The organism is Larkinella sp. C7 (genome assembly GCF_006149005.1).
Taxonomy (GTDB): domain Bacteria; phylum Bacteroidota; class Bacteroidia; order Cytophagales; family Spirosomataceae; genus Larkinella.
Genome location: NZ_VBSL01000001.1, coordinates 1,229,352 through 1,251,498 on the forward strand (window position 1 = coordinate 1,229,352; position 22,147 = coordinate 1,251,498).

Consider the following 22,147-nt stretch of genomic DNA (forward strand, 5'->3'; position numbering starts at 1 on the left):
TATCAAGCTTATGAAACTTTCCCTCCTCCAGGTGCTGCTTGCTGCCTGTGTGGTTAGCCTCTCCTTCGCCCGCGATAGCCGGGCTCAGGAAATGCTGAACAAGAAAGTAACCGTACAGGTGGTCGATAAGGATATTAAAACCACCCTGAAGTCCATCGGCAAAGCGGCTCAGGTACGGTTTCTGTACAGCTCGCTGCTCATTCAGGCCGACCGGAAAGTGACGTTTACGGCGGTCGATGAACGGCTGGAAACCATCCTCGACCAACTCCTGACACCGTTGAAAATTAACTATAAAGTGGAGGGCAAACAGATCCTGCTCACCGCCACACCGGCAGTCAAACTACTGCCTGACAACGAAATGGCCCACACCGCCCCGCTCGACCAGCCGGTATCCGGCACTGTAACCGACGAAAAGGGCGAGGGCTTGCCGGGCGTCAACCTCATTCAGAAAGGCACCAGCCGGGGAACGACCACCGATAAAGACGGCAAGTTTACGTTTCAGGTATCCGACGGGAAGGCGGTTTTGGTCGTTAGCTCCATTGGCTATGTAACGCAGGAAATTCCGGTTACCAGCCGACAGGTTCTCACCATTCAGATGGTATCCGATACCAAGGCGTTGAGTGAAGTTGTCGTGGTGGGTTACGGAACCCAGTCGAAACGAAACGTAACCGGTTCGGTGGCAAAAGTAGACATGAAAGTTACCGAAAACCTGCCCAATACGAACGTCGCTCAGGCCCTGCGCGGGCGCGTCGCCGGGGTGCAGTTTATCGACAACGGACGACCGGGGCAAGGCGGCAGCATTCTCGTTCGGGGCCGTCGGTCCATCACCGCCAGCAACGATCCGCTCATTATTCTGGACGGCATTTTTTTCAACGGCAGTCTGGCCGAAATCAACCCGAACGACATCGAGTCGATGGAAATCCTGAAAGACGCCAGTGCAGCCGCCATTTACGGTTCCAAAGCCGCCAACGGTGTTATTCTGATTACGTCCAAACGCGGCAAAAGCGACAAGCCAACCATTCGGGTGAACAGCTACTATGGCGTGGCCGACTGGAGTAACCGCATCAAAATGCTGTCGCCGGAACGCTACCTCCAGAAAACACTGGATTACCGCGCACAAAGCGGACAGGAAGCCAATCCGGCCAACGTGGCCACTTATCTCCAGAATACCGAAGCCGAGAATTACCGCAATGGTACCATCACCGATCCCTGGGATGAAATTTCGCAGAAAGCCGGGGTTCAGTCCTACGACCTGAGTATTGCCGGCCAGTCGGGCCGCACCAACTACCTGGTATCCGGGGCCTTTGTGAACGAACAGGGACTGATTTACAAGGACATGGCGAAACGCGTTACGCTACGAACCAATCTGGAGACGAAGGTGGCCGACTGGCTGACGGTGGGCACCAATGCGACCTACGCCCGGCGGGATTTGTCAGGCGTCGATGTGGCCCTCAACTGGGCGGCCCAGATCAGTCCCTTTGCCAAAATGTATTACGATGACGCCAAAACAGACCCGGTCCACTTTCCGCAGGATGTGCAACTGGTTCCGAATCCCCTTTTTAACTCCATCCGGCGTCAGAATGAAGAAATATACCACAACCTGTTTTCAAATTTCTACGCCAAGATTGAGGTTCCTTTCATCAAGGGACTTAGTTACCGGATCAATTACTCGCCGAATTATCGCTGGCAACACAACTACACCTTCGAACCGGCGTACCAGCGTTTTGGCGAGAACATTCTGGCGAATGCCACGAAATACAACGTCGAAATTTTCGACTGGGTGCTGGAAAACATTGCTACCTACAGCCGCCAACTGGGCCGCGATCATGCCTTTGATGTGACGCTTTTGTATGGCCGCAACCACAGCCAGTCGGAATCGACCACCGCTACGGCTTCCAATTTCTTCAACGGCGCCAACGGCTGGAATAACCTGGGTATTGCCCAAACCCAGCAAACAACAACGGGAGCCTCCGCGCAGGACGGTGTTTCGTCGATGTTGCGGCTGAACTATCATTTCAAAGACCGCTACCTGCTGACACTCACCGCCCGCCGGGATGGCAGTTCGGTGTTTGGTGCCCAGAACAAGTATGCAACCTTTCCATCAGCCGCCCTGGCCTGGATTGCTTCCGATGAGCCTTTTCTGAAGTCGATGCCCTTCATCGACCTGCTGAAGTTTCGCGTGTCGTACGGGTCGGTGGGGAATCAGGCCATTTCGCCTTATCAATCCCTGAGTCGTTCGGCAATCGCGCAGTATGTTTTCGGCGACGGCAGCCCGACCTACACCGGCACCTATCCATCGGGCATGGCCAACACCGATCTGAAGTGGGAAACCACCACCTCAGCCAACGTCGCGGTTGATTTTGAAATCCTGAAAGGACGGGTTGGCGGAACGCTCGAATATTACAATATGGACACCAAAAATTTACTCCTGGACCGTTCCCTGCCGTCCGCTACCGGTTTCAAATCGGTCATCACCAACCTGGGGGCCACCAACAACCGGGGGTTCGAGCTGACGATCAATACCGCCAACCTTCAGCGGGGTCCTTTTGAATGGAGCAGCAACATCGTGTTTTCGACCAACCGAAACCGCATTGTGCACATCTACAGCCGCGATCTGAACGGCGATGGTGTAGAGGACAATGATCTGGGCAATAAGTGGTTCATCGGTCAGCCCGTGCAGGTTGCTTTCGACTACCTCATCGACGGTGTTTACCAGGAGGGCGATCAGCTTCCGACCGGTTATAAAGCGGGTTTTTACCGCCTGAAAGACCTGAATGGCGACGGCAAAATCACCACCGACGACCGCACGGTGGTGGGGCGGCTGGAACCCAAATACCGCTGGGGGTTGACGAACACGTTCCGCTACAGCAATTTCACGCTGTCGGTATTCCTGAACGCCATGCAAGGCTGGATCAGAAGTTATAACCAGATGATTCCGAGCAACAATTTTCCGGGAAGTGCGTCCAATTTCCCGGACAACGGCTGGTGGACGTCCGAAAACAAATCGAACACGATGGCATCGCTGGTGTATACCAATCCGTACGGACACGGGTATTACGTCAGCCGCGATTTTGTTCGGGTGCAGGATGTTTCGCTGGCGTATGAATTGCCGAAAACGCTCCTGAATCGCTGGAAAGTCGGAACCATCCGGGCCTACGTCAGTGGCAAAAACCTGCTCACCTTCACGAAGTACCCCGGTTTTGACCCCGAAATCGGCTCCGAAGCCAGCGGTTATCCCATGTCCCGCACCCTGACGGGCGGTATCAACCTCAGTTTTTAACATTCCTGTCACCCTGAACGGATTTCAATCTATGAAACATATCCTTTTATTAGCGTCAAAACGGCCTCTGACCCTCCTGGGAACGCTGCTGCTGGTTTGCTGGGCCAGTGCCTGCAAAGACAATGTACTCGACGAAACGCCCCGGGCCTTTCTGAATCCCGACGTGGTGCTGGTGGATAAAGCCGGTTTTGAAACCGCCATCATCGCCATTCACGCGGCTGCCCGGGACGAATTATTCGGAACCGACACCGAGAACCTGCACGCCATGAACATCGGCACGGACGCCTACATGCCGGGGGCCGTATCGACGCTGTTGCGCGACTACAACGTTTCGCTGACGCCGACGCTGGCTTCCGTCGATCTGTGGTGGGAATGGGCGTATCTCAAAATGCTGCCGCGTGCCAACATCGTGGTCGATTATGCCGATAAACCGACCGCCAAATGGGCGAATGAAGCTGAAAAGAACGCTATTCTGGCCGAAGCACGGTTTTTCCGGGGCTATACCTACTCGATTCTGGCCAATCTGTACGGTGGCGTCCCGCTGGTGTCGCATGTCGAAACGGCACCCAAAACGGATTATACGCGGGCCAGTCGGCAGGAGGTGCTGGAGTTTGCCCGGCAGGATCTCGAATTTGCCTCGCAGTGGCTCCCCAAAAAACCGGCGGCTCCCGGCCGGATCGTGAAAGCCGCTGCCGACCATTTTCTGAGCGAAGTCTACCTGGCGCTGGGCAACAACGACAAAGCCATTGAAGCCGCTTCCGCCGTGATCAACGACGGTTCGTATAAACTGATGACGCAGCGGTTTGGCAGCAAACTGGACAAACCCGGCGATGTTTTTTCGGATTTATTTCGGGATAAAAACCAGAATCTGGCGGCCAATACCGAGACCATCTGGGCCATTCAGTTCGAATACCAGACACCTGGTGGCGTTGCCTACACCAATGCGACCAACGCCACGGCTTTTGGCGGAAACAGCAGCATGCGGGCCTGGGGTGCCGGGTATCACAACATCAAAGATCCGGAAGGCAAGTCGGGCATGGTCGTTTGCGACAGCCTGGGCCGCCCGGTGGGTTGGGTAATGGGAACGCCCTACGCCAGTTACGAGGTCTGGAAAGAAGATTGGAACGACATGCGGAATTCGGCGTACAACATGCGTCGGACGTTCTATTACAACAATGCCACCTCCCGTTTTTTCGGACAGAAAGTTGATCCTGTGGCCGCCAAAATCGACACGCTGAACTCCGGCTGGTATTATCCGTATACCCGGAAACTCGAAGGTGATCCGCTGGCCGGCAATACCGCCGGGCGGACGTTCGTGGAGTTTTATAAAATCCGGCTGGCTGAAACCTACCTGCTCAGGGCCGAAGCCTACGTTCGGAAAGGCGACAAGCAAAAAGCCGCCGACGACCTCAACGTGCTGCGCAGCCGGGCCAAAGCCAAACCGGTTACGGCCGACCGCGCCACACTCGACTACATTCTGGATGAGCGCGTGCGGGAACTGATCATGGAAGAACCCCGCCGTCGAACGCTCATCCGGTTCGGTTTTCTGGCCAATGCGCCCCTGCTGGTTGAACGGGTAAAGAAATACAATACCAAAACCGGCAGCAACATCGTCGAAAAACACGAATTATTCCCGATTCCGCAGAAATTCATCGATGCCAATCTGGATGCTAAAATCGAGCAGAATCCGGGATATTAATTGAAAAACCGGAAGTAGATAACTGCCCGGAGAACCTTGATAAGTAGGTATGAGCTATCGGGAATCCTGCCCCATCAGGGGTACAACAGCGCAGCGTTGGTAGTAATAGGTCAGTCGCGTACCTCACTTATGGATTGAGACTAATCACGTTCCTGCTACCGACGCTGTGCTGTTGAGTCCCTATGGGATGAATGGCTCGCCTTTTTAATCCTTCGTATTTAACAATTATCTCTGACGCGCTGTGAGATTTGCGTTTGTACCTTTTTAACTTTTCAACCTGAATGACCCGCATTCTTTGTATCCTTTCCTGCCTCATTTTACTTCAGAAAGGGCGGGCGCAAACGCCGGATTCCCTCCGGATCAGTTCGCCCGACGGCCTGCTTACCTGGTCGATGACCCTGCGTGACCTGCCGGAATCGCCCCAAAGCCCGGTGTACGAAACAACGTACCGAAACCAGTCCCTGATTCTGCCTTCGCGGCTGGGGCTGGGCGGCAATCCCGCCACTTCCCGGCCGTTGAACTGGGATAAGAACCTGCGGATCGTATCGGCGACGAAACGGAGTCAGCAATCGAACTGGAAACCGGTCTGGGGCGAACGCGCGGAGATTCCCGATCGCTACAACGAGCTGGTAGTCAGCCTGCGCAACGGGCCGGGGTCGGGGGGCATGATGCAACTTGTGGTCCGGGCCTACGACGAAGGCGTGGCTTTCCGGTATTTTTTCCCGGAAGACCTGCGCATGCAAATTCTGGACGTTGGCCAGGAAATGACCTCTTTCAACCTGCCGCCGAAAACGAAAGCCCTTTACACTGATCACGCGCAGGGGAGCTACGAAGAACGGACCGTGGAGAACTGGACAAAAGCCGCCCAGATGCCGCTTACCCTGAAACTCGACAATGGAACCTGGGCCTGCATCACACAGGCCGAGCAGAGCAGCTACCCGCTGGTGCGGCTCAAAACCGCCGGTCTGAACCAACTCGTTAGTCAACTGGCGGGCGAAATCACCGAAGCCTCGCCCTTTGCCAGTTCGTGGCGGGTGGTGATGGCAGCCGACCGGCCCGGCGACTTGCTGGAACACAACTATCTGATTCAGAACCTCAATCCGCCGAATGAAATCAAGGATGTGAGCTGGATCAAACCGGGAAAAGTGATGCGGGAAGTAACGCTGTCGACCACCGGAGCCAAAAACCTGGTCGATTTTGCGGTGGAACAAAACATCGACTACCTCCATTTCGACGCGGGCTGGTACGGTCATGAATACGAAATCGCGTCGGATGCCACCACCGTGAAGGTCGATCCGCGCCGGAATCCGAAAGGCGATCTGGATTTACCCGAAGCCATTCGGTACGCCAAATCGAAGGGAAAGAAGGTCATTTTGTATGTCAACCACCGCGCCCTCGAACGGCAACTGGATACACTGCTGCCACTCTACCAGCGCTGGGGCGTTGCCGGCATCAAATACGGTTTTGTGCATACGGGTTCGCACCACTGGACGGTCTGGCTGCACGATGCCATCCGCAAAGCCGCCAGACACCAACTGGTGCTGGACATCCACGATGAATACAGCCCGACCGGTTTCAGCCGGACGTATCCGAACCTGCTGACGCAGGAAGGCGTGCGGGGCAACGAAGAGTGGCCCAATGCGACCCACAACACGGTTTTGCCCTTCACGCGGTACGTTGCCGGAGCCGCCGATTATACGTTCTGCTTCAACCAGCCACGGTTGACCAACACCAAAGGCCATCAACTGGCGTTGCCGGTGATCTATTTCAGTCCGCTTCAGTATTTGTACTGGTATGGCAAACCGGCCGATTTCCCGGATCGGCAGGAAATTGAATTCTGGAAAGACCTCCCGACGGTTTGGGATGAAACGAAAGTGCTGGATGGAACGCCCGGCCAGTATGTGTCGGTAGCCCGGCGGAAAGGAAATGACTGGTTTGTCGGCACCATTACCAGCACCGAAGCCCGGAAAATCGACCTGTCGCTGGCCTTTCTGGAACCGGGTAAAAAGTATTCACTCTGGGTGTATGAGGACGACGGAACCGGAAAGATCCGGAAGCAAAACCGGACCGTCACGTCGAAAGATCGGCTGACTGCCAATCTGTTACCTTCCGGTGGGCAGGCTGTGGTCTTGAAAAGAAACTAACGAACTGATCTTCGAAAAACGAGAAAACCAGACAGGACGGTTTTATTCAGCGTGCCGTGCATCAAAATAAATAAAAGACATGATGCGGTTCTGACTTATTCTTGTTACCTTTGGTGAAATTTTAAAATACAATACAATATAATGCAAACAGGAACTGTTAAATTTTTTAATGAACTCAAAGGTTTTGGGTTTATTACCCCTTCGGATTCAGACAAAGACATCTTTGTTCACGTATCAGGTTTAATTGACGAAGTTCGCGAGAACGACAAAGTTCAATTTGAAGTTGAGCAAGGTAAAAAAGGTTTGAATGCCGTTAACGTAGAGGTTATTTAATCGAAAGATATAATAATTTGAAACGCTTGAAAAACATGCTTCCCGGCATGTTTTTTTTTGTTTTATGCCTTCCCCAATTTATTTCGAAATTCGGTGTTCGTTATTCATTATTCGATAGTAAGGTGAAAAATGAAATCACTATCGAATATTGAATAACGAACACCGAATTTCGAAGTTAGTACCGAATAACGAAGTGGAAGAGGTTAGAAAACGCCCTCAAATCCCTTTCCCGGTTGCATCCTCATTTATGCTCCCATGCGACCGGTTTTCCTCTTTCTTTTCCTTCTGTTGTTTATTCCGCTTGCCCAGGCCCAGCACTGGTATAAAGGCAACCTCCACACGCACTCGCTCTGGAGCGACGGCGACGATTATCCCGAAATGATCATGGACTGGTACAAGGCCAACGGCTACCATTTCATCGGTTTGTCGGATCACAACACGTTTCAGGAAGGCGAAAAATGGATCAAAGTGCCGCGCGCTCCCGACCGTCGGCGCACCTTCGAACGGTATTTGCGCACCTTCGGCCCCGATTGGGTGAAATACCAGACCGGCCCCAATGATTCCCTGAAAGTGCGGCTGAAGAACCTGAGCGAATACCGAAACTACTTCGAAGAGCCGGAGAAGTTTCTGATTTTCAAGAGCGAAGAAGTCTCGACGGGTTACCAGGGCAAGCCCATTCACATCAACATGACCAACCTGCAAAACCTGCTGAAACCGCTGCCGGGCAACAGCGTGGCCGAGGTCATGCAGAACAACATCGATGCGGTGGTGGCGCAACGGCGGCAAACCGGCCAACCGATGTTTCCCCACATCAATCATCCCAATTTTCATTACGCCATTACGGCCAACGACCTGATGCAACTCCGGCACGAGCGGTTTTTCGAGGTTTTCAACGGCCACCCGCAGGTGCATAACTACGGCGACAGCACCCGCGAAGGCACCGAGGCCATGTGGGACAAAATCAACCTGACGTTTTTGCGGCAGGGTCGACCGCTGATGCTCGGCCTGGCCACCGACGACAGTCATCATTATAATTTCTTCGGACCCACCTACAGCAATTCGGGGCGGGGTTGGGTGATGGTGAACGCGCCCGAGCTAAAACCCAACACGATTGTAGAAGCCCTGGAAGCGGGCCGGTTTTACGCGACCACGGGCGTCACCTTCGAAAGTCTGACGCAAACCGCTAAAACCGTGACGTTTAAAATTAAAACAGAACCGGATGTCAAGTACCGGATTCAGTTTATCGGGATTCGGAAAGGGCAGGAAAAGGCGGAAATACTGCGAGAGCTGACGGGCACGGAAGCGAGTTATACGCTGACCGACGAGTTGCTGGTGCGGGCCAAAGTCATTTCAACCAAACCCAAATTCAATCCGTTTGAACCGGGTGATGTCGAAACCGCCTGGACGCAACCGATGGCTCCGTTGCAGACTCCGCAGCCACTCGCCAGCGTGGTGCCACTGCCCAACGCCCACGCGCACAATGATTACGAACAATCGCGCCCCCTTTGGGATGCGCTGGATCACGGTTTTACGAGTGTGGAAGCCGATGTGTATGCGCACAAGGACACCCTGTACGTTGCCCACAACCGCCCGCCATTCTGGAACACGGATAAGTCACTCGAAAATCTGTACCTGCGCCCGCTGGCCGAGCGAATTCGCCAGAACGGCGGGAAAGTGTATGCCAATTACAGCGGTCCCGTTTACCTGATGATCGATTTCAAAACCGGGGCCGACAGCACCTACCGGGCTTTGGAGAAAGTGTTGCAACGCTATCGGTCGATTCTGACCACCTGCAAGGGAAACCGCTGCCAGCCGGGTGCCGTTACGGTTTTTATTTCCGGAAATCGCCCCATCGAAACCCTCAAAAAAGCGAAAGAACGCCTGGTGGGCATCGACGGACGGCCCGCCGATCTGGGCAAGGGATTCAGCCGCGACCTGATGCCGGTGGTGAGTGATGCCTATGGCAACCAGCTTCAATGGCGCGGACAGGGCCCGATGCCGGACGACCAGTTTCAAAAACTCCGGCAACTGGTTCAGCGCGTTCACGCCGAGGGCAAGAAACTGCGGCTCTGGGCCTGTCCCGAAGATCCGGCGGTGTGGGCCAAACTCCGCGAAGCCGGTGCCGATTTCCTGAGCACCGATCAACTGGAACTGGCAAGGGATTTTTTGTTAAAATAGACTTGAGAGTGAAGACAAGAGAATTGAGATAGCCCTTTATCCATTCGACTCCTGAACCATGAGAAACCGGTTTCTAGCGACCCTTGCCTTGACTGGCCTATCCGGCTGGCTTTCAGCGCAACCCATCCGTTTACACCCCGACAATCCGCATTATTTCAGCTATCAGGGCAAACCCACGGTGTTGATCACGTCGGGCGAACATTACGGAGCGGTTCTGAATCTGGATTTTGATTTCATCACGTATCTCAACACGCTTCAAAAAGACGGTTTGAACCTGACCCGCACCTTCACCGGTGCCTACCGCGAAGCCCCCGGCGATTTCGGGATCGAACACAACACGATGGCACCGGAAACGGGGCGGTTTGTTTGCCCGTGGCCTCGCAGCGAACAGGCTGGCTATGCACTGGGCGGCAACAAGTTTGATCTTTCGCGTTGGGATGAGGCTTATTTCAACCGGTTGAAGGAGTTTGTGGGAGCCGCTGAAAAACGCGGCATTATCGTCGAACTGGCGCTCTTCTGTCCGTTTTACGAAGAAAAAATGTGGGTCATCAGCCCGATGAATGCCGCCAACAACGTCAATTCGGTTGGAACGGTCGGGCGGAACGAGGTCTACACGCTCGACAAAAACGGCGGGTTGCTGGCCATTCAGGAAGCCATGGTGCGGAAAATCGTGACGGAGTTGAACGGTTTCAGCAATGTGCTGTTTGAAATCTGCAACGAACCGTATTTTGGCGGGGTGCAACTAAACTGGCAGCACCACATCGCCGACCTCATTGTGCAAACCGAGACGAATTTACCAAACAAACACCTCATTACGCAGAACATCGCCAACGGTTCGGCCAAAATCGAAAAGCCGCATCCCGCCGTGTCGGTTTTTAACTTTCACTACGCAACGCCACCCAAAGCTGTCCCGCTCAATTACGGGCTGAACAAAGTCCTGGGCGACAACGAAACCGGTTTTAAAGGCACTGCCGACTCCACCTACCGCAAGGAAGGCTGGGAGTTTTTGCTGGCCGGGGGCGGTCTCTACAACAACCTCGACTATTCGTTCACGTCTGTTCAACCCGACGGCACCTACACACCGGGGCCAAAATCGCCCGGCGGGGGCAGTCCGGCGTTTCGGAAGCAACTGGGCGTTCTGAAAGACTTTATGCAAGGGCTGGATTTCGTTCGGATGAAACCGGATACGGCTTTGCCGGGCGGTTCGTTGCCGTCGCGGGTTCGGATTCACGCCCTCAGCGAAACCAGGAAACAGTACGCTCTGTACGTCTACAACGGCAATCACCCGAAACAGCCCGAGCCGATGGACCTGACGCTGAATCTGCCCGCCGGTCGCTATACGGTCACATACGTTGAGCCGGAAACCGGCCGGAAGCAGAAGGAAAAACTTCGGCATTCCGGCGGTTTGGCAACGCTTAAAACCCCTGCTTTCGGGGCCGATCTGGCGTTAACCGTACAAGCCCGTTAATTCAGCAGAATCTTTTTGGCATATTTAAACTGATGGGTCCGCATCTGGACGATTTTCAGGGTCGGCGTGGCCCGACCCGAGGGCGTTACGTGAAGAATATACCGGGTGGCACTGACCTTTTCAATCGTCCCCAGATTCGGAATTCCCTGCAAATCCACCACCGAAAACGCGGGGTCCGGTGCATTGGTTTTCACTTCAATCCGGCCCCGTTCCTGCGCCAGCACCTCGAAATAGAACCCGTCGGCATCGTATGTCAGTCCCAGAATTTTCGAAAACTCAAACCGTCCGTCGCGGTCGACCAGCCGCAAGCGGTAGTAATTTGTTCCCTTTTGGGGAGCGTCATCCGTAAAACCGTATACCTGCATCGATTCGGAGAACCCTTTTGAAACCACCCGCCCAATGGCTTCAAAGGATTTGGCGTCGGTGCTGCGTTCCACGGCAAAATACGCACTGTTGGATTCGAAAGTGGTTTGCCAGCCCAGCAGCATCTGGTGTTCGACCTGCTTGCCGCTGAACGACGCCAGCCGCACAGGCATGGCCGCAGCATCGTCCCAATTGAAATTGGAAATGAAAATAAACTGTCGCTTCGGGTCGACCCAATCCGGCCCGGCGCAGTATTGAATGGTCACCTCGGTCACCGGACTGCTGAACGCAATCGTGTTGACCGCATTGTTGACGGTACTGTTGATTCCCGTGATGGTATTGCCGCTGACGGTATTGGTTGCTGCCGACCCGATGGCCGGATTAACCGGTGTTCCACCGTTGCTGCCCGAAACCGTTACCACGTCCTGATACTGGCTGTCGCCATCGATCCGGTCAATATCGAGCAGGTTGAAATTCAGGTTACTGACGGGCTGCGAAAAGGTAATTTTGACGGAAATACAATTGCCATTCGTGGGAAAGTTGGCATTTAGCTCCAGCCCGTTGGCGCTCGGGCGCGGATAATCGAGATAAAAGGAACCCGTCAGACCGGTTACATCCACCGTGGCATTGACCGGAATATTCCCGATGTTGGTATAGGTGTTCGTCAACTCCCCTTCCGGATAGGTATTCCAGTTGAGGTCCTGCGCCCAACCCACCGATACCGATAGCCAAAAAATGGCCAATAGTACAAATTTTTTCATGATCTTAATGTTTATTTGTGTGTACATGCGAATTAACAATAATTCCGGTTAAACACAAGTAAAAGTCAAATACCGTAGCAGAAAAAGACAAAAAAGGTGTCCGAGAAGATTCCCAAAGGATTCTTTCTGTAAACAACAAAGAGCGGTTTTACCCGAATCAGTAGCTCCAGCGAATCGTCACCACAGTTACCCCATGTAACTTTTTCCGGAAAATGAGGATACAGAATACCGCTTTCTGCTTTGTTTTTCGCGGGCATCCTCTTTAGATTGGGCCGTTGATCCATTTAACCCCTGCAGTTTCGCAGCCTAACCGGCTTTTTACGTCCGGCGACACCTCCCGGAAAACGACCCTATGAAACCTATTTCCAACGACATCATCGCCCGGCTCTGGAATCTCTGCAATGTGCTGAAAGACGATGGCGTGACGTATCACCAATACGTTACCGAACTGACCTACCTGCTGTTTTTCAAGATGGCGAAGGAAACCGGTACGGAGGGGCAGATTCCGAAGGGCCACCGCTGGGATAACCTGATTGCCAAACCAAAACTGGAACGACTCGAAGCCTACAAAATCACCCTGATTCACCTGGGCGCACACGGGGAGCAGATTGTGAAGGAAATCTTCAGCAATGCCAGCTCGTTCATCAAAAAACCGGCAACCCTGTCGGCGCTGGTGGAAGGAATTGACAAACTGGCCTGGTACAATGCCGGCCGGGAAGATCTGGGGGATATTTACGAAGGGCTACTGGAAAAGAGCGCGAACGAAAAAAAGTCGGGAGCCGGTCAGTATTTCACCACCCGCTCGCTAATCGACAGCCTGGTGACGGTGATGAAACCCACGCTGGATGATCTGATTCAGGATCCGGCAGCCGGAACGGGTGGTTTCCTGATCGCGGCCAATCATTACATTCGTGAACACCAGAATCCGGAAAACTGGAACAAAAACCAGCTTGAAAAATACCGCACCCGGACCTTTTTTGGCATGGAACATGTGCAGGATACGCATCGACTGGCACTCATGAATCTATTTCTCCACGGTATTGATTTCAACCCCGATGCGGGTGGTGTTCACTACGGCGATACGCTGTCGCCCGACGGTCAGAAGCTGCCGGAAGCCACGTTGATTCTCTCCAATCCGCCTTTTGGCAGTAAAAAAGGCGGAGGGTTGCCCGAACGCACCGACCTCCCCTACCCAACCAGCAACAAGCAATTTTGCTTCTTACAGCACATTTACCGGGGCCTCAAACCGGGTGGCCGGGCCGCCGTCGTGTTGCCCGACAACGCGCTTTTCGAAGGCAACATCGGAAAACAGATTCGGGCCGATTTAATGGATAAATGCAATCTCCACACCATTTTGCGCCTGCCGACGGGCATTTTCTATGCACAGGGCGTGAAAACCTGCGTGATTTTTTTCACAAAAGGCCACACCGATCAGGGCAATACGAAAGAAGTCTGGGTGTATGATTTGCGGGCGAACATGCCGCAATACGGAAAACGCACCCTCCTGACCCGGAATCACTTTTCCGAATTTGAAGCCGCTTTTGGCGATGATCCGCTGGGGCGTCCGGAGGCTCTGTCCCGTCGCCGGGACGATACCGGCCTCACCAACCGCTTCCGCCGGTTTAGCCGCGAGTGGATCGCCCAGCACAACGACAACCTGGATATTTCGTGGCTCAAGGACGAAAGCGAAGAACTGCCGGAACCGGGCGTGCTGGCGCTGGAGGTGATGGAAGAACTGGAGGGGGCGCTGGAGGTATTGCGGGAAATCATGGAGGAGCTGGGAGAGGAGGTGGAGGTATGAGCGACGTACCACAGGGCTGGATCAAGGTCAACCTGGGCGCAATCAACGAATTCGCGTCGCTGGTGATCAACCCGGCCAGTCAACCCGATGTTATTTTTGAACTCTACAGCGTACCGGCCTTTCCAACCCGTCAGCCCGAGCGGCTGCCCGGCGCGGCCATTGGTTCCGTCAAACAACTGGTAGAGCCCAACGACATTCTGATCTGCAAGATCAACCCCCGGATCAACCGCGTCTGGAAAGTAAAGCCCAAAGGCGAGCTCCGGCAAATTGCGTCGTCCGAATGGATTGTTGTGCGGTTACCGGTTTTATCGCCTGATTTTTTACGGTATTATTTCAGCACGCCGGTTTTCCGCGAACTGATTTGCCGGGGTGTCACGGGCGTTGGGGGGTCGCTCACCCGGGCACAACCCAAGCGGGTAGCCACCTTGCCGGTTTTGATTGCCCCACTCCGGGAGCAACACCGGATTGTACACAAAATCGGGGCTACCCTGGCCCGAATTGAAGCCTGCCGCGACCGTCTGGACCGGGTGCTGGGCCTGCTGAAAAACCTGCGCCAGTCGATTCTATCGGCGGCTATTTCCGGAAAACTCACTGAGAAATGGCGCGGGAAAGACTTGTCGGACTGGACGCTGGAGCGAGCAGATAAGGTTTGCGCGAAAGTTCAAAACGGCGGTACCCCCGCAGAAGGTTTCCTCGACCACCCCAATATTCCGTTTTTAAAGGTCTATAACCTTGTCAATCAGTCGGTTGATTTCAATTCCAGGCCGCAGTTCATTTCGACGGCCTCGCACGACAAGGCCCTGAAAAGGTCGCAAACCGTGCCGGGGGATGTTCTGATGAACATCGTGGGGCCACCGCTGGGGAAGGTTGCCATCGTGCCCGATACCTATCCCGAATGGAACATTAACCAGGCCCTGACGCTCTTCCGGCCCGGCCCGCGCATTACGAGCGGCTGGCTGTATTACCTGCTTTGCAAAGGCGACAACCTGGCGGCCATCCTGCACGAGACGCGCGGGTCGGCGGGGCAGATCAACATTTCGCTTTCCCAATGCCGCCATTTCAGTTTTCCGGTGCCACCCGTCGCCGAGCAGCACGAAATTGTCCGCCGGGTGGACGCCTTATTTGCCTATGCCGATGCCCTGGAAGCCCGCTGCGTGGCGGCCCGGGCAAAAATTGAGCGGTTGCCGGCGGCCACGCTGGATAGCGCCTTTCGCGGACAATTGGTACCGCATGATCCGGAGGATGAACCCGCCAACTTGCTTCTTCAGCGCATGCAGGCCGACAAAACCGTCCGATCCCAAACGACGCCCTTGCCCAAACGTACCCGAAAACCCAGAATGACCCCACTCTCGCCCGAAACCGTGCTGGAATCCATTCGATTCCTGCCGGATGGTCCGTTTACGTTCGACGAACTGCGCAGTCAGCTCGCCGTTGAATACGATGCCTTGAAAGAAGCGGTTTTTACGCTTCTCTCCGAAAAACAACCGGCACTGAAACAGGTCTTTGACCCCGAAAAACAGGCCATGACCCTGATCCGGATAAAACCATGAAGCTCTTACGCATTCACATCATTTCAGCCGATACGTGTGGCGGACTACTCGATGGGCTCGACATTTCGTTGCGCTCTCAAATGGATGAGCAAACAACTTTCGCCCCCTTGTGCCTGCTGGGTGCCAACGGAACCGGCAAGTCACAGTTGCTCCAGGTTTTGGCCGAAATGTTTCAGTCGGCCTTCCATGCCGTGGTGTGTCAGGAAGAACGCATCGAAGGAAACCCGGGTTTGCAGTTCGAAGTCGACTACCTGATCCGTCCCCACGGCAGTCCGGCAACGGTTCAGGTCCGGATCTCGCGCCGGGCGCAAACGAAACGCCGACCGGTGGTGACGATCCGGAAAATGGTGGACGGAGCCTGGATAAACTGCGAATTGACCGCGCCCGAAACGAAAGAATTGCTGCCCGGTAAGGTGGTTGGGTATTCATCCGGGGATAACGAGACGCTGAGTTTGCCTTTCCTGCTCAGCCGGAGTGGGTATGCGGAGGAAGTACGCGAGAGCGCGATCGATCGTGCCATCCCGCCAACCGGTATTCAGGACACACGCCTGATGCTGATCGACTACGGAACGCATCTGGAAGTGCTGGTTGCCAATCTGTTGCTGGGCAGTGATGAACAGCGTTCCGCCCTGCTGAAACACGCCCACCTGGACGACCTCCATTCCTTTCGGTGCAGCATTCAACTGGCCCACGGAGCGGCTCCCCGCGCACCGGCCCGCGCCGGCAAGCAGTCGAAACGAAAAGGCATTCAGCTCACGGATGAACTCGAAGAATACCTGACCCGACTGCAGCGCTGTGCTACCTGCTACCAGTATGATGATAAAACCGAAACCTACACCTTTGATTTTCTGGTAGATACCGAAACAAAAACCGCCTTTCGGTTTTTCTGGAAAACCGCCTTCGAGCTGTATTCGGCTTTTCACAAGCTCGCCATGCTGAATGATCTCGTGATTCCTAAACACGCCCGCGAACGGTTTAGCAAGGAAACCAAAGCGCGTCGGTTTGCCTCGCGGTTGCCGGAGCCGCAGGATGAAGACAAGGTTTTCCGTTTCGAACGGGTGAACTTTCACGCCCGGAATCATGCGGCTATTGTCGATTATGTGTCTCTTTCCGACGGCGAACATCAACTGGCCCAGCTCCTGGGAACCTTCAGCATGATTTCGTTTTCGAATGTCCTCTTTTTGCTCGACGAACCCGAATCGCACTTCAATCCGGTCTGGCGGATGAACCTGATGGATCGGTTGCGGGAACTGCCGACGTCGGACGGAAAGCGCAGCGACCAGGCGGAAACCATCCGGCAGGACTGCCTCATCACCACACATTCGCCCTACCTTCCCGCCGATCTCCCCAAAGAAAAGGTCTTCATTTTCAGCCGCGCACCCCTTAGCCGGAAAGTAGAAGTGCGCCGTCCGGATCAGGAAACCTACGGAGCCACGTTTGACGCGATTCTCCGGTCGTGTTTTGGCGTTCACACCAGCCATTGAAGAATACGCATAAAACACCCTGCCAGCAAAACCGGCAGGGTGTCTGGTATACACAAATAAACATTAATTCAGGTTATTCATTCAGCAGCACGCGTTTGGCGCAGCCGAAATGGTTCGTTTGCATCTGGACGATTTTCAGTGATGGTGTGGCCAGGCCCGAGGGCGCTACCTGCAAAACATACCGCGTTGCGCCCACTTTTTCAACCGAACCCAGGTTACCAATGCCCCGTAGATCCACCACCGCAAACGCGGGGTCCGGCGCGTTGGTTTTTACTTCAATCCGGCCCCGTTCCAGCGCCAGCACCTCAAAATAGAACCCGTCGGCATCGTACGCCAGCCCCAGGATTTTCGAGAACTCAAACCGGCCATCGCGGTCGACCTGCCGCAAGCGGTAGTAGTTGATTCCCTTTTGGGGAGCGTCATCCGTAAAACCGTATGCCTGCATCGATTCGGAAAAACCCTGGGAAACGACCCGGCCAATGGCTTCAAAGGATTTGGCGTCAGTGCTGCGTTCCACAACAAAATAGGCACTGTTGGATTCAAAAGTGGTTTGCCAGCCCAGCAGCATCTGGTGTTCGACCCGCTTGCCACTGAATGATGCCAGCCGCACGGGCATGGCGGGTTCATCATCCCAGGTAAAATCGCCAACATAAATTTCCTGCGATTCTGGAAGAGCAAAAGCCGGTCCGGCGCAGTACTGAATGGTTACTTCGGTGACCGGACTACTGAACGTGACCAGATTTGTGGCTAATGGCGTATCGCTGTTCGTACCCGTGATGGTATTGCCGCTGACCGTATTGGTAGCCGCTGACCCAATACTCGGACTAACCGGTGTTCCACCGTTGCTGCCCGAAACCGTCACAACATCCTGATAGTCACTGTCCCCATCCGTAAAATCAATATCGATGAGGTTAAAACTCAGGTTACTGACAGGTTGCGAAAACGTGATTTTCACCGATACACAATTGCCGCTGGCGGGAAAATCAGCCGCGAGCCGCAAACCCGTCGGACGGCCGTTGGGTTCATTCGCATTGAGCGACGACGTACTGCCCGTCGTCACAATCCCCACACTGACCGGGGCATTACCAACCGTTGGATAGGTGTGATTGAGTGTGCCATCCGGATAGGTATTCCAATCCAAATCCTGCGCCGATCCCCCCAGGCTGAGCAGGATGAAAGAAATCAGAAGTAGAAATTGTATCTTCATCGAGATAGTTGTTTGTAGTTGCAAGCAAGTAATCGTTTTTTATTTTAATACGCAAGTAAACCGCAAAATTTTGGCCGGAAACGGATGAGAAGAATCTCAAAACAGAAATTATACCCTGATAATCAGCCTAGACCAGGCGCGAAACCTCTGTTTTCAAGTAAAATTGATGCGGAATCCCGCTCGTTTGGGGAGTTACTAAAACGATACGCCTGCACAACAATAGAAACAGCCCTGCAACGGGCGACAACCAGCGGGTGCCGCCCGTTGCAGGGCTGTTTCTATTCACTCACAATCCGGTAAATTGAATGTCCCTGCCAGACTTTTGACCGGTCTGGAAAACCGCCTTTATTTAAACAACGGCGCGTGGATTTCCCGCAGTGTCTCAATCGGAATCTTGATGATTTCCCGGTCGTAGGTCAGCAGGCCGTTGACCTCGCCTTCCACATCCGTCGTTTGGGTATACACCGCTGCCGAAACGCCATTTTTCTGGTACATTTCCACCATTTTGGCGTATTTGGTGCGATACGCTTTCAGAACCGCATCCTTATCCTGATAGGTTTGATACCCCCAGTTCCGTTTTTTTGGGTCCCACAAATGCCCGGTGATCGGCCAGCCGATGCCGCCAAACTCACCGACGACAATCACCCGGTCTTTTTTGGCCTCCGGAATATTCGGCACTTCTTCATACGTGTGAATGTCGAAGAAATCGCCCGCACCCAGATCCGACCAGCCGCTGGCGGCATTCACCAACCGGCTGGGATCGAGCGCTTTTACCCAATCCGCCAGCCGAACGTTGTCGTACTGACCCCAGCCTTCGTTGTGTACGACCCAGGTCACAATGCTGGGGTGATTGTGCAATCGATTCATCATCCGGCGCAGTTCCAGTTCAAACTGTTCCTTGCCTTTCGACCGGCGCAACGGTTCGACGACCTCCTGGCGACCCATGTCCTGGCCGCTCAAAAAACCGGACGGCATGTCCTGCCAGACCAGCAAACCCAGGCGGTCACAGTGGTAATAATACCGGTCGGGTTCTACCTTGATGTGTTTCCGCAGCATGTTGAAACCGGACTTTTTCAGGAAATCCAGCTCAAAAACCATCGCTTCATCCGACGGAGGTGTCAGCAAACTCCCCGGCCACCAGCCCTGATCGAGCGGACCGTTTTGAAAAACCGGTTTGTTGTTCAGCAACATCATGGGCTGCCCGGCGATCTTGCCCGGCCCCATCGACATTTTCCGCATCGCGAAATAGCTCGTTATGGCATCGACAGCATTGCCCGTTACCTCGGCTTTGGCATAAGCCGACCGCTCGGCGTCGTTGTGTCGCGGGCGGTTGCGGTTTTCGGTTCCGGGAAAGGGGTCTTTTACCGTCACCAGTTCGGCTTTCAGGTTGTAGAGAAACGGGCTGTCGGGCGACCACAGTTTCGGATTTTTAATGGGCAGATACGCCACCCGCCCCGACCGAACCAGCAGGCTCGCAACGGTTTGGGTTCCGTCCAGCGCCGTCAACCGGATGGCGCTCGTTGGGTTGGTGAGGGGTCGGTTTAGCAGCACTTCCACCCGCAACCGGCTGGAATCCAGTTCCGGGGTGAGCCGAACCTCTTCAATGTAAGCCGGGTTGGGAACCGGTTCGAGCCAGACGGTTTGCCAGATGCCCGACACCGGCGTATACCAAATGCCTCTGGGGTCGAACACCTGTTTGCCGCGCGGTTGTTCGCCGTCGGTGGTAGGGTCCATCACGCCCAGAATCAGTTGATTCTGACCCGATTTCAGAAAATCCGTAATATCGAACTCAAACGCATCCGAGCCGCCGACGTGTGAGCCGACCAAACCGCCGTTGACCCACAGATTGCATTCGTAATCCACCGCACCGAAGTGCAGCAACACCCGCTGCCCGTTCCAGTCGGTGGGGATCGTCACATTCCGGCGGTACCACAGCCGTTGGTCCGATTTGAGTGATTTCGTTACTTTTGAAAGCGTTGATTCTACGCAGAAGGGCACCAGAATTTGCCCGTCGAAATTGGCGGGCTGGCCCTCGGTTTTGGGCCGGATGGCGTATTCCCACATCCCGTTCAGGTTCTGCCAGTTGGCCCGTACCAGTTGCGGACGCGGGTAGTCGCGCCAGGCGTTTTCGGGCGTCACCTGCTTTTCCCAGCGACTCAGAATGGCCGCCGTGGCCGGACCGGTTGTGTTGGTTTGTGCCCGAACGGACGGAAGGAGAAGCGTTGCAAGGAATAGACAATACGTGACACGGTCGAACGTGTGTCGAATCAGGTGTTTCATGGGATTCAGGAAGTTGATCTGCAAAGATAGAATACTTTCCGTTGCTCAGACATTCGCCGGACAAGCAATGCCCGCCGGGTCAACGGATGGCGAAGGAATACAGATCAGCATCCCGAACGATGAATTTCAACCGAATTTTCCGATCGCCCAGTTCGTTGACAGTTTTGCCGTTTTTCCAGCTTACCAGGCCATCGATTTGATCACCGACCAACAATTCCGACTCTTCAAAACCGGCAATGGCCTTCCCATTTTCATCCAAAACCGCCACTTTCACGTAACCCACCGACGAAGTTGCGTAATTAGCGACCAGGTTATTTCCCTGAAGAACAAGCGGCTTCGTCACGATGCTTCCTTCTGTATAACCGCCATGCAGGGAAGCAAAACCGTCCGTACGCAGGGTCATGCGCTCCAGAAAAACCGCCCGGGTGCCGTAGGCGCGGGTGACGAAAAATGACATTTCGGCTGGACCGGTTGCAATGACGCCCATCGCCGGAATGTTACTCCGCGCCCCCCAGTTTTTCTGTTCGGAACCCGGCCGGACAAACGACTCCATGAATTTCCGGTTGTAAACGGTTCCGCCCCTAGAAGTCATAAAAACGCCATCGGCAACGCCCTTCCACTGGGTTTTGTCAGTCCCGTTTTCGATCAACTGCGCATCCGAAAGCACCTTTAACTGGGGTGAAAAGCGAAAAGGCATGGAAATCAGAAGCTGGGGTGCTCTGAAATAGGGTTGTGTGGTGTTGGTGTACAGATGTTCCCGTTCGGTGTCGCCGAAGGTCATCATTTCCGGTTTTGACCAATGGATGAAATCGCGGGACGTGGACCGGGCAATGGACCGAATGCCGCCAGCGGGATACAGTTCACCCGGTTTTCTACCCGTCCAGGCGCGGAGGTAGATGGCGTAAACTTTTTCCGCAGGCACCCACGTCAGTACATTCTGGGAGTCCAGTGCATAATCATGGAACAAAGCCGCGGTATCCCTGGCGTAGCGTTTCCAGTGAATGCCATCCGGCGAAACATACCGGAACAACCCGCTCGACGGAATCTTCGTGTTCGACTCTCCGCCAACAGCTTTGTACCGTTCGTCGGCCGGAACACCGGGCCGGTTGTCGTAAAGCACCGCCAGATTATGCGTACTCCGCTGAGGATTGTCGCCCAGTACCACGTTGTTCTCCAGCGTGCCGTTCACCTTGAAAAGGTTCAGTTTCGGTTTCATCCAGTGAATACCGTCCTGACTTTCAGCGTAACACGTAACCTGCTGATCACCTTTGCCTTCATATCCGGCCAGCCCCCGGTAATATAGCTGAAAGCGGTCACCGGCGTTTACAACAGACACGTACGTACAAAACTGTCCTTCCCAGGGTTCGGTAAATTGCAGCGCTTTTCCGGCCGAGACCGGGGTTCCCAGACGCAGTTCCAGGTTGGTGCGTGTGTCGATCAGGTAATCGTCGACAAATAGCTCCCGCTGGTCTCGGAGAATAATGGGTTGGTTTTGGGCAAATCCAACGAAAGACGCACAAAGTGAACCGATAAGAATCACGGTTCGAACGCTGAAAAAGGTCATGGTAAGGGGTTCGGGTTAGTAGCAGGATGCCTTCG

The 22,147-nt window shown here is 54.3% G+C and carries 13 protein-coding genes; 9 read left to right on the top strand and 4 right to left on the bottom strand.

The window, feature by feature from the left end:
* Positions 1-10 precede the first annotated feature (10 nt).
* The 6 genes from FH871_RS04955 (at position 11) to FH871_RS04980 (ending at position 11,102) form a co-directional block, all read left to right on the top strand.
* Positions 11-3,280, top strand: coding sequence for a TonB-dependent receptor (locus tag FH871_RS04955; RefSeq protein ID WP_138990185.1), 3,270 nt, complete (start codon positions 11-13; stop codon positions 3,278-3,280).
* 31 nt (positions 3,281-3,311) lie between these two features.
* Positions 3,312-4,979, top strand: a complete 1,668-nt coding sequence (locus FH871_RS04960) for a RagB/SusD family nutrient uptake outer membrane protein (RefSeq protein WP_138990186.1) — start codon at positions 3,312-3,314, stop codon at positions 4,977-4,979.
* 281 nt (positions 4,980-5,260) lie between these two features.
* Positions 5,261-7,123 carry a glycoside hydrolase family 97 protein gene (locus FH871_RS04965; protein WP_138990187.1) on the top strand — a complete coding sequence of 621 codons (1,863 nt, stop codon included), beginning with the start codon at positions 5,261-5,263 and terminating at the stop codon, positions 7,121-7,123.
* A 141-nt stretch (positions 7,124-7,264) separates the two neighbouring features.
* Positions 7,265-7,456: a cold-shock protein gene (locus tag FH871_RS04970; RefSeq protein ID WP_114409215.1), complete on the top strand. Its 192-nt coding sequence runs from the start codon at positions 7,265-7,267 to the stop codon at positions 7,454-7,456.
* Between the two features lie 255 nt (positions 7,457-7,711).
* Positions 7,712-9,634, top strand: coding sequence for a histidinol-phosphatase (locus FH871_RS04975; protein ID WP_138990188.1), 1,923 nt, complete (start codon positions 7,712-7,714; stop codon positions 9,632-9,634).
* A gap of 58 nt (positions 9,635-9,692) precedes the next feature.
* Positions 9,693-11,102: a cellulase family glycosylhydrolase gene (locus FH871_RS04980; protein ID WP_138990189.1), complete on the top strand. Its 1,410-nt coding sequence runs from the start codon at positions 9,693-9,695 to the stop codon at positions 11,100-11,102.
* Here FH871_RS04980 and FH871_RS04985 read toward each other — a convergent pair.
* Complete coding sequence (locus FH871_RS04985; protein ID WP_138990190.1) at positions 11,099-12,226, bottom strand: hypothetical protein; 1,128 nt, start codon at positions 12,224-12,226, stop codon at positions 11,099-11,101. The two genes, FH871_RS04980 and FH871_RS04985, sit on opposite strands and share 4 nt — an antisense overlap.
* Positions 12,227-12,578: 352 nt before the next feature.
* Between FH871_RS04985 and FH871_RS04990 the strand changes: the two genes are divergently transcribed.
* Genes FH871_RS04990 through FH871_RS05000 form a run of 3 tightly spaced genes read left to right on the top strand, consistent with a single transcriptional unit; the run spans position 12,579 to position 17,061 of the window.
* Entirely contained in the window at positions 12,579-14,027 is a 1,449-nt protein-coding gene (locus FH871_RS04990) for an N-6 DNA methylase (protein ID WP_138990191.1), read from the top strand.
* A complete protein-coding gene (locus tag FH871_RS04995) occupies positions 14,024-15,577 on the top strand; it encodes a restriction endonuclease subunit S (protein WP_138990192.1) in 1,554 nt (517 codons plus the stop codon). The genes FH871_RS04990 and FH871_RS04995 overlap by 4 nt, the downstream gene beginning before the upstream one ends.
* Positions 15,574-17,061, top strand: coding sequence for a restriction system-associated AAA family ATPase (locus tag FH871_RS05000; RefSeq protein WP_138990193.1), 1,488 nt, complete (start codon positions 15,574-15,576; stop codon positions 17,059-17,061). The genes FH871_RS04995 and FH871_RS05000 overlap by 4 nt, the downstream gene beginning before the upstream one ends.
* Before the next feature lie 73 nt (positions 17,062-17,134).
* Here FH871_RS05000 and FH871_RS05005 read toward each other — a convergent pair whose 3' ends face one another.
* The 3 genes from FH871_RS05005 to FH871_RS05015 form a co-directional block, all read right to left on the bottom strand.
* Positions 17,135-18,268 (bottom strand): hypothetical protein, encoded by a 1,134-nt coding sequence (locus tag FH871_RS05005; RefSeq protein WP_138990194.1) that lies wholly within the window; start codon positions 18,266-18,268, stop codon positions 17,135-17,137.
* A 345-nt stretch (positions 18,269-18,613) separates the two neighbouring features.
* Positions 18,614-20,548: a glycoside hydrolase family 2 protein gene (locus FH871_RS05010; RefSeq protein ID WP_229317051.1), complete on the bottom strand. Its 1,935-nt coding sequence runs from the start codon at positions 20,546-20,548 to the stop codon at positions 18,614-18,616.
* A gap of 79 nt (positions 20,549-20,627) precedes the next feature.
* Entirely contained in the window at positions 20,628-22,112 is a 1,485-nt protein-coding gene (locus FH871_RS05015) for a hypothetical protein (protein WP_138990195.1), read from the bottom strand.
* Positions 22,113-22,147 lie beyond the last annotated feature (35 nt).

Excerpts from the sequence above, each read along its gene's own strand:
- FH871_RS04955 (WP_138990185.1), top strand. The coding sequence starts at position 11 with ATGAAACTTTCCCTCCTCCAGGTGCTGCTTGCTGCCTGTGTGGTTAGC.
- FH871_RS05000 (WP_138990193.1), top strand. The coding sequence starts at position 15,574 with ATGAAGCTCTTACGCATTCACATCATTTCAGCCGATACGTGTGGCGGA.
- FH871_RS04990 (WP_138990191.1), top strand. The coding sequence starts at position 12,579 with ATGAAACCTATTTCCAACGACATCATCGCCCGGCTCTGGAATCTCTGC.
- FH871_RS05015 (WP_138990195.1), bottom strand. The coding sequence starts at position 22,112 with ATGACCTTTTTCAGCGTTCGAACCGTGATTCTTATCGGTTCACTTTGT.
- FH871_RS05010 (WP_229317051.1), bottom strand. The coding sequence starts at position 20,548 with ATGAAACACCTGATTCGACACACGTTCGACCGTGTCACGTATTGTCTA.
- FH871_RS04980 (WP_138990189.1), top strand. The coding sequence starts at position 9,693 with ATGAGAAACCGGTTTCTAGCGACCCTTGCCTTGACTGGCCTATCCGGC.
- FH871_RS04965 (WP_138990187.1), top strand. The coding sequence starts at position 5,261 with ATGACCCGCATTCTTTGTATCCTTTCCTGCCTCATTTTACTTCAGAAA.
- FH871_RS04970 (WP_114409215.1), top strand. The coding sequence starts at position 7,265 with ATGCAAACAGGAACTGTTAAATTTTTTAATGAACTCAAAGGTTTTGGG.
- FH871_RS04985 (WP_138990190.1), bottom strand. The coding sequence starts at position 12,226 with ATGAAAAAATTTGTACTATTGGCCATTTTTTGGCTATCGGTATCGGTG.
- FH871_RS04975 (WP_138990188.1), top strand. The coding sequence starts at position 7,712 with ATGCGACCGGTTTTCCTCTTTCTTTTCCTTCTGTTGTTTATTCCGCTT.
- FH871_RS04960 (WP_138990186.1), top strand. The coding sequence starts at position 3,312 with ATGAAACATATCCTTTTATTAGCGTCAAAACGGCCTCTGACCCTCCTG.
- FH871_RS04995 (WP_138990192.1), top strand. The coding sequence starts at position 14,024 with ATGAGCGACGTACCACAGGGCTGGATCAAGGTCAACCTGGGCGCAATC.
- FH871_RS05005 (WP_138990194.1), bottom strand. The coding sequence starts at position 18,268 with ATGAAGATACAATTTCTACTTCTGATTTCTTTCATCCTGCTCAGCCTG.